This is a genomic window from Chryseobacterium fluminis, assembly GCF_026314945.1.
Taxonomy (GTDB): Bacteria; Bacteroidota; Bacteroidia; order Flavobacteriales; family Weeksellaceae; genus Chryseobacterium; species Chryseobacterium fluminis.
In genome coordinates, this window is the sequence record NZ_CP111121.1 from 80,359 (window position 1) to 94,600 (window position 14,242).

A 14,242-nucleotide genomic window follows, 5' to 3' on the forward strand; every position below is an offset into this window, starting at 1 on the left:
AATCATGGAAGTAAAACAACTGATTCATAACTTTTATGAAGCAAATCCGGACGTAGATTTGCTAACGACCAATCTTCATCTGAAAGATACCTTAGCCTCCGTAAAGCTACCCAAAACCCAATCCCGTGCCGCCGCAGCCGACACAGTAGAACAGCTCAAACAGGTGGCTCGGGTGGTTCGGTTACATCCGGAAGCGCAGACGGGCAAAAAATTAACGGCTGACGCCATTGGTACTCTGTACGAAAAATTCGATGGATTAAACTCGGCTCATGACATTGCCCGACAAAGCGGAGAAGTGTTTGTAAAACAATATACCGATGCTTTTGGCTGCCCCAAAGTAGCATCGGAGGTATACAAGAGAGCGACCGAAGTAACCAATAATGTGGCCAATCTCACCAATGCAATTTTAAATATGTCGACGCCGCTTTCTAAAGCGATATCGACTTCATCTGTCAGTGAAGAGGTAACCGGGTATTTTACCGGATTAGCAGGCTACCAGGAGCTGTTTGGAAGTCTAAACTATTGCGATTGCCCGGAATGTAAATCGGTACTGGGACCAGCAGCCTATTTTGTCGATCTGATGCGTATTGTACAAAAATACATTACCGAACCCAATACAGCTACAATACCACACGCCAGTACATTGGCTGTAAGACGTCCCGATTTGGGAACGATACCGCTAACCTGTGAAAAAACAAATACAATCGTCCCGTATTTACAAATCATCATTGAACGTCTGGAACAAAGTTTGTCGACCAGTTGGAAAATTGCGGGTACGACCGATTTGTATAAGCAGCTTGCCGCGACATATTATCCGTTTAACTTACCATTCCTGCAACCGTTAAGCACCGTACGGATTTATCTCGAGGAACTCAAAACAACACTGGCCGAGGTATTTGCCTCCCAACAGTTAACCGGACCGCAATTGGCTGCCGAACAATTGCAAACCACCCTCGAAGGTTGGAATTTGCTTAAAACGGCAACGGTAGATACTACGAAATTACAAACCTATTTTGGGGTGGCGAAACTGGACGATCTGAATAGTTTTACAGTCTTTTCTAAACAAACAGGTTTACTGGTAACGCAAGTTCAGGATTTACTATACCAGAATTTATCCGGTACTGAAATTACAGCCGGGCTAAATGCGCAGTTCTTTATCAATAAGGGTTTAACCAAACCGGTTGTAGCAGGGAATACCGATTCGGTAAATACCATCGATAACCTGACGCCAACGGCTCTGGATCAGATTAATCGCTATTTGCGCCTTACGTTGCTTAGCGAATGGTCGTTTGATGATCTGGACTGGGCTTTACATGCCTTGAATAACGGAACACCGGAAATTGATGAAAGCATATTACAACTCGTACCAAAATTACAACAACTGGTTACCCGGATGAATAGCGACATCGCTACGGTAAGTACCTATTTGTTTGATTTGAAAACTTACGGAATGGGGAACGATCCGGCACAGTCGACAGCGCCATTTGATGTCGTGTTTAATACCGGACAAACCACTTTATACCACCCTAAAAATAGCGCAACGGTAGCCTATCCTCTGAATAAAACCTATCTGGATACGCCGCTAAGTTGGGAATATGCCTCCAGCAGCGGAAACAATCCGGCCAACGCCGTTCGTGTCGCTTCGGCCTTGGGCGTTTCGCAAAACGATTTGCAGCTGCTGGTTTCGGCTTTATATACGAGTACCCCAACCATTGTGTTAAATGTACCTGCCATTTCGGCCTTGTCGCGCCATGTACGCCTGGCAGGATATTTTAAATTAAGTATCCAAAATTATCTGAGCTTCTTGAGCTTATCCGGAAAAGTACAGCTGGTTTTTACAGTTGATGAGCTGACGGCGCTAATTGATAACAAAGAAACACTGGCTGCAGTGACCCGATTAACGTTAGAGGATCTCAATTATACGGTAAATGCAGTTGTATCGCCCACCGTTAACATTTTATACTATCCCGATAAAAGTGAAGCATGGCTTAAAACACTGCCGATGCTTATTCCGGTATCCGATTCTGAAGACGATCAATTGATCAAACTTTACGAACAGGTTGGCGCATTCTTCGGTATTCCGTCCTCATTGGCGCAATCGGTTTTGGCACTTACTGTTACCAATCCACTTTCGGTATTCCTGAATCCCGATACGACGAACGCCATCAAAGCATTAAGTCTAATTTCACGTTGGTTGGTATGGGTACAAAAAACGGGAGTCAGCCAGGATTTACTCCATAATATTGCTGTCAATAAAGCGGCTTATGGCATTACCGATACCACAAAACTAACGTTTGCCAATAGCATTGTATTACTTCAGTTCCAGTTTTTTACAAGTATTTATAATGATGTAAACAATCGGTTTTCAGACTATATGACGGCGATTGCCGATAATAAAAATGATGTGGCCGCAGCCATTTTATCGCAAGCAACCGGATGGGATATGTCGATAATCACAGCATTATATACCTTAAGCTATACCAATCAGGTCGACCGCCTCTACAGCATGCAGGCTGTTATTACATTGCTTAATAAAACAGGTTTAGACCTGGATGCTTTTCAGGGGCTACTTAGTCTGGCCGGAAAAGGTGTTGCCGACTGGGATACATTGGTAGCACAGGAAAACAAATTATTAACTGCGATTCAGGCACGATATAATGTAGGAAGTGACTGGAATCAGTTGGCCGTACAAATTGGGGGCAAAACCGCATCGGCCCAAAGAGACGCTCTGATTGGAGCAACGATCTTTGCCCTTCGCTCGGCTGATGATACTGCCTACATCCAGAATACCCGCGATTTACACGACTATTTGCTTATTGATGTAGATATGTCGGATTCAGCGCAAATTTCCTATATCAAAGAAGCGCTTAATGCTGTTCAGTTGTATATGAACCGTTGTCGTTCGAAACTGGAAGCCGGTGTGGTACTTTTACCGATCCCTGAAGTTTGGTGGGAATGGATGATGAATTATCGGATATGGGAAGCCAACCGCGAAATTTTCCTCTATCCTGAAAATTATCTTGATCCGGCTTTCCGTAGCTCCAAAACCGATCTGTTTAAACAACTGGAAAACGACCTGAAACAGAACGACATTACCGAAGGCAATGTGACATCGGCCTATATGAAATACCTGGAAGGATTTGCAGAACTGGCAAAACTGGTTTATGTAGATGCCTATTATTGTAGGGTTTCTGACGATACCCGCGATAATCAGCCGACCTTGTTTCTGTTTGCGCGCACCGCTACCAATCCGTATACCTATTACTATATCACCCGGGAGAGCGAAGGTACCTGGTCGCAATGGATTAAAATTGATCTGGCCATTAATGCCGTACAAATTACACCGGTTTATGCCTTTAATAAGTTGTTCCTATTTTGGGTAGAGCAAAGTGTAGCGATCGATAAAACACCGAATACCACTACCGAAAATATTGTGAAGGCCTCAATAAACTATACGTTTTATAATTTCCAAAATCAATGGGTGCCGGCGCAATCGCTGGTAAAAGACTATGTTATCGATGTTAGTCCAAGTGCGTATAGAACTGCAAATAATAAACTTTTTCCAGACAATTTCTTCGACCCCAATAGTCTGTGGTGGAATAAAGTATATCCGCTCAAAATACAACAGGATCGTTTCTGGGAAATTACTAATGGCGGCAACCGATTTGAACAATTGGTGATTGCCTTCGGCCCAATGATTGATACTACGGTGCAATATCCGCAACCGGCCAATAATCCACCGGATGCTTCCAATCCGGCAGTTCAGATTTTTGAAAATCAATTGTTTGAAACAGGGCAAAACTATAATTATGTCTATAACCTGGGTTATAAAGGGCAGTTGCCGTTGTTTAAGCCGATTGTTTTAAACGATAGTCTGGACAGCAGTTATTTGGTAAACCCCGACGAAATCCTGTTTTTCGAAAAAGACAGCGATAAGAGTAACGATCTGTTTACTCCGCAAATCGACGCGACATCAGGACAAATGAACCTGATTAGTACTTCCCGTACGATTTACGATAATGATATTGCGGGACAGATTATTACTCCGGCCATTCCAACACCACAGACTTCCTTAACGGACAGTTCTTTTATTTCGACCGATGCCGGTATTAATGCGGACGGTTCTAAAACGGTTTATAATACGTTGGTTGACTATGGTTACATCGATAGTAGCGGTATGTTGGGACGTTCTGATTATGCGGAAATGCGTACCGATGTGATGAATATTTTTGGAGGCGATCCTGGTCAGCTTATAAAGACACAGTTTGTGATGGGAGTCGTAAACAGGGCCGGTGGTTCCCGTTGGCTATCCCAAAATGTGCGGAATAAAAATTACGGATTGTTTACGATTAAAAACGCCGTAGCGACCTTTGTTTTTTATGGCGACAAAGAAGCATTTTTAATGGAAGATCCGGATAAAGATCCGGTGTTTATCTCCGATTTGTTGTTTAATGCCGATACCATGTTTTTGGAATCGTCGTTCCTTTCGTCGGGAGCCGGTATCGATGGCAGCGGATCCAGCCAGATTTATAACAATCTTATTGATTACGGGTATTTTACAGCCGACGGACAACTGGAACGCGGTACAACAATTGACGATCTGACCAAGGCGCTCAATGAAATGCTGCAAGGACAACCCAATAAAAGCGATATGGTAGATGTGGTTCTGGATATATTAACCAATCAACCGCTTTTTTATAACACAGATTTTATTTCAGACAGTGCTGGAATTAATACCAGTGGTTCTGAAAATATTTTTGATCAGCTTATGCAGAGCGGATATCTCGATAAAAACGGCCGCTTAATGACGGATATTGATTTTAATGAGTTAACCGGAGTACTTTACGATATTCTGGATGGGCAACCGGATATTGATAAAAAAGTACGCTTTGTAGTCCAGGTATTGTACCAGGCAGAATACCCGTCGTCTATCGGATTCTTCCGAAGTTTGAACACCACTCCTTATGCGTGTGAATATAATTTTAAAGCGATACGCCTTACCACAGGGGCAATTCATAACCTTAGTGCCCGTATCTTTTCCGGTGGTGTCGATAAACTGTTATCGCTCGAAAGTCAATTGATCCCGGTGGATCCGGAATTGCCTTTTAACAGGTTTGGCTTTGAAGAACCGTATGTTATTGCTCCTGAAGCTCCCGATGGTGGTCAGGTCGATTTTAACGGGGCGTATGAACTGTACTATTGGGAATTGTTTTTCCACGCGCCCATGTATATTGCCAGTTTACTAAAGACAAATCAGGTATTTGATCAGGCCGAAAAATGGTATAAATATATTTATGATCCAACAGCGGCTCCGTATCTGGTAGAAACAGATTCTTTTGTGTGTGCCACGATAGGAGTTACCGATTCGAGTCGTATTTACCCCGTTTTACTGGACAACAAATGGATTGATAGCGAGGGATATGTGAGCAGTAAATTTACAGCCAAAACAAATCTGAATTCAATTCTTTCTTTCCTTCAGCCGGTACAAATTCAATCGGTAAAAAATGTATTGCTCAACCATCAGATAGCGCGTGATATTTGCCGCGTATGGCAGTTTAATCCTTTCCGGAACCATACGGTAGCTTCATTGCTCGACAACATTACGAACACCAAACAGATTGCGGCCTACAATCAATATCCGTTCGATCCGCATGCTATTGCCCGTTTGCGTATTGGCGCCTACGAAAAAGCAATTGTAATGCAATATATCGATAACCTGATTAAATGGGGCGACTGGTATTTTTCGCAGTACACCTGGGAGAGTAATACCACGGCGAATATGCTGTACATCTACGCTTATAATTTACTGGGGCCAAAACCGGAAGACCTTGTACCGTGTAAGGCTGAGGATCCGGCGAATTTTAACGACATTGTGGCTCAGTACGGCGACAATATACCGCAGTTTAAAATAACCCTCGAAGATCATGTTGGAAGTGGTTCCAGCGGATTAAATTTCCAGCCGTATAACGACATTGATGCCTATTTCTGTGTGCCGGAAAACGACAAACTCGAACAATACTGGGACACTGTTATTGATCGACTTTATAAAATAAACAATAGCTTAAATATTAATGGGGTACCGCAACCATTGCAATTATTCGAACCGCCTATCGATCCTGGCATAGTGGCACGTGCCGCGGCAAGCGGTGGTAATCCGTTAAGCATTATGACGCAGAATGCGGCTATTCCGGCTTATCGCTTTGAATATCTTATCGATCGGGTAAAAAATATCGCTGCTACATTAAGTCAGTTGGGATCCGGTTTAGTAAATGCACTGGAGCGTAAAGACGATTCGGCACTGGCTAAATTACAGGCCACGCAACAAAGTGTGCTGCTTAATCTTAACACAATGATTAAAGAGCAGGAAATCGAAGAGGCCCAACAAAACATTGCCGGTTTGCAACAAAATCTGCTAAGTGCTCAAAATCGCGAACAGTTTTACCAACAGCAGTACGACGAAAACCTGAGTGCTCTTGAAATCGCCAGCCTTTCGTTACAAGGCGCGGCTATTTATCCGGAATCGGTTTCGATTGGAATTAACGGAATTTCGATTGCCGGTTATCTGGCGCCGAATATCTTTGGTTTTGCTGATGGAGGGATGAAGTTTGGAGATGCCATTAATGCGGGCGCTCAGATTGCACAAACAACTTCGTCTATTTTAAACCAGAGTGCCGGAATTATTGCGACGACTGCTCAGTATAGCAGACGACGTGACGACTGGAAGTTGCAACAGCAGACGGCGGCCTATGATGTAGCTCAAATTCAGGATCAGATTAATTCGGCCAATGCGCAATTACTGATCAACCAGCAAAATCTGGTGATTCATAAAAAAACAATTGATCAGGAGAATGCCTACGAACAATTCCTGACGACCCGTTTTACAAACATGGATTTCTATTCGTGGATGATCAGCCGATTATCGACCATTTATTTCCAATCGTATCAGCTCACGCTGGGAATGGCGTTGGCAGCACAATCGGCTTATCAGAATGAGATGAACAGTACCGAACAGTTTATTCAGTTCGATTACTGGGATACACTTCACAAAGGATTGTTGTCGGGCGAAGCTTTATTATTATCGTTACAACAAATGGAACGCAGTTATGTGCTGAAAAACACCCGTACTTTCGAAATTGAAAAGACAATTTCTTTGCTACAACTGGATCCGTTACAGTTTATGGAATTTAAAACAGGACTTCATTCGGGAGTAAAAGGAACACTTCGTTTTAAACTTTCGGAACAGTTGTTCGATTTTGATTTCCCCGGACAGTATCTGCGTAAAATAAAAACCATCTCGGTGTCGATTCCTGCCGTGGTAGGGCCTTATCAGAATATTAATGCGGTATTGCGACAAACCAAAAATTATACCGTGATGGAACCTAAAATCAATGCGGTTAAATATGTTATGGATCCGGTTAATAATCCCGATCCGGGTAATGTACGCGTAGACTGGATTCCGAACCAGAAAATCGCACTTTCCAAAGGTATGGACGATAATGGTTTGTTTGTGCTCAACTTTAACGATAGCATGTACCTGCCGTTTGAAGGAACCGGCGCTGTTTCGGAATGGGAATTAAACCTGCCGCCGGAAACCAATCATTTCGATTTTAATTCGATTTCCGACATTATCGTAAAGATAAGTTATACGGCATACGAAGATATGGGGCAGTTTGCCACCGATGTAAAAAATCAGTTGCAATCACAGAATGCACCATACCCGTATCAGGTAGCCAAGCAAATTGTATTGCAACAGGCTTTTAGTGCCAACTGGTATCAGTTTATGCATCCGCAACCGAGTCCGGTAACACAATCGATGGCGTTTAGTTTAACCGATGCTATTGTACTGCCAAACCTTAAAAAGGTAGAACTACAATCGGTAACGGTAGTGGTGCAAACTCAAAACAATACAACGTTTTCCGATAAACAAGCGGGTAGCTTCTTAACCTTAAAACAATCGGGTAAAAGCGATCTGACCATTCCGATAACGAATAATGTAGGAACGGTTGCACTTAGCGGGCCTTTTGAGGCAGAAACAGCAGAACTGCTGTTTACGATCGCCAATACACCGGATGAATTGCTTACGGCCGATAAGAAACAACTGGATCCGAACAAATTAACCGGACTGCTCTTTATTATTAACTATACGTCTAACGTATTTGCTAAACAATAAAATCTATCATTAACCTTTAAACTTAAAAAATTATGGCATGGGAAGAATGCGTAACATCAATTAGGGCAAACCTTGACCCTAACGCAAAAGAAGTAAATCAGGTAACCTGGACAGGGCCAAACGCACAGGTTACAGAAGACAATCTGGAAACCGATAGTTTCTCGGCAAGCAAACCGTTTGCCTTGATTTGTCCGGATCGGCATTGTCAGGATTATGGCGATTTCTCGCCTCAGGCACACGCTTTATGTAACTGTAAAGACGTGAACGGAAATCCAATTCCGGATTGTGTTCCTAAAAATGTATTATATCCTTATCCAAGCGGAGTCTGTTTGAATATCGACAATACATCGGATTATAGTACCAAACGCGGGCGGGCTTGTACCAAACAAGGTGACAGCTATTATGCATTAACGTGTTTCTGTTGTTGTTCATGTTATGCTAACGGTACTAAAATTGCTATTCCGACGGGATTCAAAACGATTGAGTATTTTCAAACGGGAGATGAGGTATTAACGGCATCACTGGCAACAGGATCACTGAAATGGAATACCGGAAAAGTGGCGTATAGTATGGGTACCGGGCCAGACGGACATCAGTCGGCCATGGTATATATGCACTTTGGCGAGGACGACCGGCAGATTATTGTAACCCCGGATCAGTTGTTTTTGATGAGTACCGGTAAATTAAAACGTAGTGATCGTTTGGTTCCGGGTGTAGATGAATTGGTAAATGAGTGGGGCGAGGCGGTGCCGATTCACGAAATCAGTATCGGAGAATATATCGGTGGGGTACACCATATTTCTACTGCTGCTGCTTTCGATGGCGTTATAGACGGGCACTTGTTATTGTCGGAAGGTGTTGTTTCGGGCGATTTTACCTTACAGGCCAATTCGGTGCATCTTATCGATATGGGGGTAATGGAAGATCATAGAGAACTGCCTAAAATCGGTTCGGAAGACTACGAGAACAAGTATTCGCAATTATCGAAAGAATACTATGGTGTAATGCATATTACGGCATTAAGTGACGGAAAAAGAGAAAAAGTGCAACGTCCGCAAAAATTCTATCTGCATGGCGAACGATCGATCAATGTTCCCAATACAGCAGCGGCGTATCTGGACAATGCTCAGGCAGAGGACGTGTACAACAATGCACCGCGCTGGAGTTTTGAAGATATTGGAATGAACAGCTCGCTGATAAGATATGTATTGCGTTTGTTCAGAGGTTTTTTCCCGGATATCAATTTTTATTATGATCAGTCAAACGTAACGCCTAATGCCTATGCTTTTGTCCTGATGGACATGCAATACGTGGTGTTAACGGGTGGTTTAACGCGTTTAAAAGGAATGGATCAGGAAGGTTTGTCGTTTGTATTGGCGCATATGATTTCTACGCTTCAAAAATCGAATCCGACCGGGGCTAATGGCTGGACTTCTGTGGCTATGGCCGATTATTACAGTATCGGTTTCCTAATGGATGTTTATTTCGGGAAAAATTTCGGAACCATGTACAATCCTGGAATTAAACAATTGGATACTTCGTTATTTAAATATATTTCGCCAGAAAATCAGGCGTATACAAACGATCCGTATCAGCCTACAGTAGATACGCGTTTCGATGCACTGGATGCGGGTAAAGCAATGGATTTCCCACCTGATGGAATTGGTGGTCCAACAGCCGGTGGATTGAAAGTTGTAGATGTTAAAGCATTCCCGCCAATGGTAGGAGCGTTTAGTTTTGTGAATCAGGATATTGACGAAGCAGCATCAGAAGACGCATTCCATTTGTTGGTACAAAACAAAGTGGTGACTGTCGATGGTGAGGTTTCTCCGGACTTTACAGTGAATACCGACCTTAACTTTTTATTCCCTCAGGTTTCGGATACAAATCAACGCAGCATGATGATCGAACAGGTTCGCAGTAGTTTGGTTCATGCGATGGGGCTTATTCAGTTGGAATTTAATGATCTTGTCAATCCGGCTTCGGCTTCCAGCTACCACGATTTTACAATCGATCCGGATGCCCGTATCGATAGTGTTGTGCCCAAAACCAATATTCCTGTAGTGGAAATTGCTGCCGAAATTAAACGCGGTGTTGAATATACGTTGACCTCGTCGACGAATGTTCGTTCGTATAACGGATCAACAATTGATTTACAACAACGATCTATTGCTTTTAAAATCTAAAAGAGGCGATACTCTCGCTGCCGGTAATCCTGCCGGCAGCGATTTTTAACTAAAACCTGAATTTATGGAACTGAATGAACTAAAAGAAATGACCGATATTAACGAGGCTTGTATGCGTTTTAGCGAAATTCTGGGATCGTCGAAACCCGTTCCGGACGGCGTGCTGTATGCCGCACTTGAGGATGAGGATTATGCACGGAATTTATTACTGGCTCGCAGAAGTCCTGAATTGATGAATATGTTATTAGCCCAGCGGGCCCATTACAGCCCGAAAACAGCTGTACCGCAAGCAGAAAAGGAACGTGGCTATACTAACCTGCAATTGATTGAAAAGTTAGGAAAATCGATGTGGAAATGGGGTTTGGTTGGCTTTTCTACCGTAACGGAAGAGATTTATAACAAACGACTAGCGGCCTGTGCTTCGTGCGATCAATTAGAAGAAGCCCCCGATCAATTGATATATAAAATCAGCTTAAAGAAAAATGAAGATAAACGCACCTGCAAAACCTGTGGCTGTGTTGTGGCCCGGAAAGCAAGGTTAACGAACGATACCTGTCCCCGGGAAGATACCGGAAATCCCGGATTTAATCGGTGGGGTGAATAAATACGATCCCTGCAAAGATTCTTTGCAGGGATCGTATTTTTAATCGATATTAATCGAAAATACAGTTATTTAATCAAAAAAGCATTTCTTTGAATTATTTTGGATTTTTACTTTGTGTAAAACACTTATCTCGTTGATTTTGTTTTATTTATACTTGAAAAATGATTTAGGTTTAAAGGTTAAAATAACTCAAAAAAGGAAGTAGTTAGACTACCGGAAATACCAAGGAGAAAAGTATAGTAGTGTAATTCGATTATGATGAAGTTGTTTAAACTTATTCAAGGAAAAAAGAGTTCCGAGAAAATTAGCAATTTGGATTGCAATGTAAAAGGCTAATAATCTGGAAATCATCAGCAAAGATAAATTACAGAAATGGATTTTACCATTTAAGCAAAGGGAAAAGAGGATTTTCTACGAAGTTTGACTTGGTAAAAATAGTTCAGATCATTATAAGCGGCTGAAAACCGGTTGCCAGTGGTGGAAACTTTCGTTAAAGGACTATTTCAGGGAATAAAATACTGCAGAATTAAGTTCAGATCAGGTGAAAATCAAAGATTTTCAAAAAACTTACGTGTGCTTCTTTGCGTAAAGTATATTACTTTAATAACTTAAGTGTTTAAAAATCTGGGATTTCCTTTGTGGTTTGCAGACAACCACACGAAGGGATTCGTGCGGTAGCAATGAAGGGATTCGTGCGGTAACAGTGAAGGGATTCGACCAAATAAGCTGAAACGCTGTAAATATTATTGTTTACAGCGTTTTTTGTTTTTGAGCGGTGTTACATAACCACGGGTCAGGATCAGAAGTTTGGGAGAAAATTAATTTTAATCTTATATATTGTCAGATGAGAAAAAATAAAATATATGTATATTTTAAAACCTTTATCAATGAAAAATTAAGGTAGACAGATGATCTACTTTAAACGGATAAGATAAAAGCAGATAAATTTATTATTTGATATTCAGTCGTTTACGATATTAATTGTGTAGTTTTAGTTAATTTTTTTTTGATATTAAAAAAATAAGGCTATATTTGCTGAAATATCAATGAGAATCTACTCCCTTAAATTCTTATTTTTAGTAAAAACACATTGACGTAACACGCTTAGAATTATGAAAAAAAAATTAGAAATTACACACCGGCTATTTTCTTAGCAATATAATACACTATTATTACTTATTCTATTTTAAACGATTGTTTAAAATGCTTAGGTTGTATCGAAGTAATTATATATTTACCATTTTCAGTACAGATTTATAATAAGCACATATTAACTGATGGGTTAATTGAGCTGTATTTGTAAATACCTAATATAAATTACGATACAGACATGACTTGCTGTTTTGTACGGAATTTCCATGAAAATCATATTCTGGATTAAAATAACATTTTCAGTACTATGAAAATGCGGTAGTTATTCTTTGAGGAATAATACTAATAGCGATGCTTTAAAGTTTTTCCCTGATGCTGTTATTTGTATCAGTGTGAATTTAATTTAAATCTATAAAACCAAAATAATAGACCTTCAAAAACATAAAAAAATGAAAAAAGAAATTTTATCGTTATTTTCCATTGCCTTAATTTGTATAAGTGCAAAAGGACAAATTGGTATAAATACCCAATTACCTAAAGCTACGCTGGATGTAGTAGGAAAAAAAGAAACCACCTCTCCTGATGGGGTGTTAATTCCCCGGTCTACGGTATCGGAGCTAGCCGCAAAAGATGCAGTGTACGGTACAGATCAAAACGGAGCGCTGATTTTTGTGACTTCCGGGACAGGAGCTTCCGGAAAAACATCGAACATTACGGGCGCAGGTTTATATTACTACGATGCGCCGAAGGCAAAATGGACCCTGGTAGGGGAAAGAAGTTTTAATGTAGTAGCAGAAAAGACCAGTGATTATAGTGCATTGCCGACAGATGACTTCATCAAGCTTAATATTTCTCAAAATTCAACGCCAACATTAACTCTTCCGGTGACGGGAGTTCCGGTTGGAAAGAAAATATACGTTTCAAACAGAGGGATGGGCACAATGCTGCTTTCGCCCTTGCCATCCAATACGTCTTCTTATCAAACCATAGGAGGGGGAGTAAATGGTACTTTAATTTATTTGGGAGGAAGTGGCAGTGGTTCTTGGGAATGGGTGTCAGGATTTTAATAATAATTTAGGATGAAAAATAAAAATATGAAATTAAAAACACTTTTTACTTTAGGAATAGGCGTGGCGGGCCCGCTATTCTATAGCCAGATCAGAATAGCAAACAGTATAGATAATCAGGCAGCAGCAGGAAGTTCTGCTTTTATTGATGCATCTTCTAATACGACGTATAACAGTTCATCTAATGTCGGAAAAGGATTGTTGTTTCCGAGAACAGATCTGACAGGATTTACTTCATTTGGCGGAGGTGTAACAGGAATTCCCACTTCATTTCCGAGCCGTTATGATGGACTTATTGTTTATAATACATCAACTTCGGGAGTGGCGGGTATAGGTTCCACAGAGGGAACTTTAACTGCAGGGTACTGGTATTATGATAACAAATCCACAACGATTAATGGAGGAACATGGCGGCCGCTATCCAAAATGCCTGTGCAGACAGTGACAGGAGACCAGACCGCAGATGCCTGGGTGGATAATGCTTCCGGCACAAGGGTTGAACTGGGCAAAAAGTCGGACGGAACGGCAAGAGCTGCAGGAACTGAAGTTGTTATTAAAGATAATGGCAATGTAGGGATTGGAACGGTAAATCCGGCAGAAAAACTACGCATCGCAGGTGATGGCACCAACTCTCCATTAGGAATTACCAATCTGAATAATGGCCCGGTAGGGAATGAGTATTTTAACCTGGTCATCAATAATGCAGACGGCAAGGTATATAAAAGTAGAGTAGCGTCACCCGAACAGGTTCCTTTCTATTACCAGAGATACCAGATAAGTAATGTTAACAGAGACTTTCTTAAGAATTTCGACACCAATATTCCTACCTCAAAATATACTGTGGTAGTGGTAGGGAGCTCGTTTGACAGGGTATTATCTAAACCACCCGCTGATATGGGAGGAGATTTTTGTTCTTATACTTCCCATGCCTATAAGGAGGGTACTACATGGAGGCTCTATGCAGATTATAAAAATTGTATAAGTACTTTTGGTAATGGGCAATGGATTATCACGATACTGATCATCCCTAAAAAAGTAATTAGAGAAAATAATAATATTCAAGTCGATTTAGGTGGTTCCGAAAATGGTTCAGCACCTAGCCCGGTAGATTAATCAGGAAAAC

The 14,242-nt window shown here is 41.4% G+C and carries 5 protein-coding genes; all 5 read left to right on the plus strand.

The genetic code is table 11. The features are described 5' to 3' along the window. Positions 1-4 precede the first annotated feature (4 nt). The 5 genes from ODZ84_RS00370 (at position 5) to ODZ84_RS00390 (ending at position 14,232) form a co-directional block, all read left to right on the plus strand. Entirely contained in the window at positions 5-8,170 is an 8,166-nt protein-coding gene (locus ODZ84_RS00370; RefSeq protein WP_266174990.1) for a Tc toxin subunit A-related protein, read from the plus strand. Between the two features lie 32 nt (positions 8,171-8,202). Continuing rightward, positions 8,203-10,356 carry a Hint domain-containing protein gene (locus tag ODZ84_RS00375; RefSeq protein ID WP_266174992.1) on the plus strand — a complete coding sequence of 718 codons (2,154 nt, stop codon included), beginning with the start codon at positions 8,203-8,205 and terminating at the stop codon, positions 10,354-10,356. Between the two features lie 64 nt (positions 10,357-10,420). Next, positions 10,421-10,960, plus strand: a complete 540-nt coding sequence (locus ODZ84_RS00380) for a hypothetical protein (RefSeq protein ID WP_266174993.1) — start codon at positions 10,421-10,423, stop codon at positions 10,958-10,960. A gap of 1,541 nt (positions 10,961-12,501) precedes the next feature. Further along, on the plus strand, positions 12,502-13,119 hold the full coding sequence (locus ODZ84_RS00385) for a hypothetical protein (protein WP_266174995.1): 618 nt from the start codon (positions 12,502-12,504) through the stop codon (positions 13,117-13,119). A gap of 27 nt (positions 13,120-13,146) precedes the next feature. Next, positions 13,147-14,232, plus strand: coding sequence for a hypothetical protein (locus tag ODZ84_RS00390; RefSeq protein WP_266174997.1), 1,086 nt, complete (start codon positions 13,147-13,149; stop codon positions 14,230-14,232). Positions 14,233-14,242: the final 10 nt, after the last annotated feature.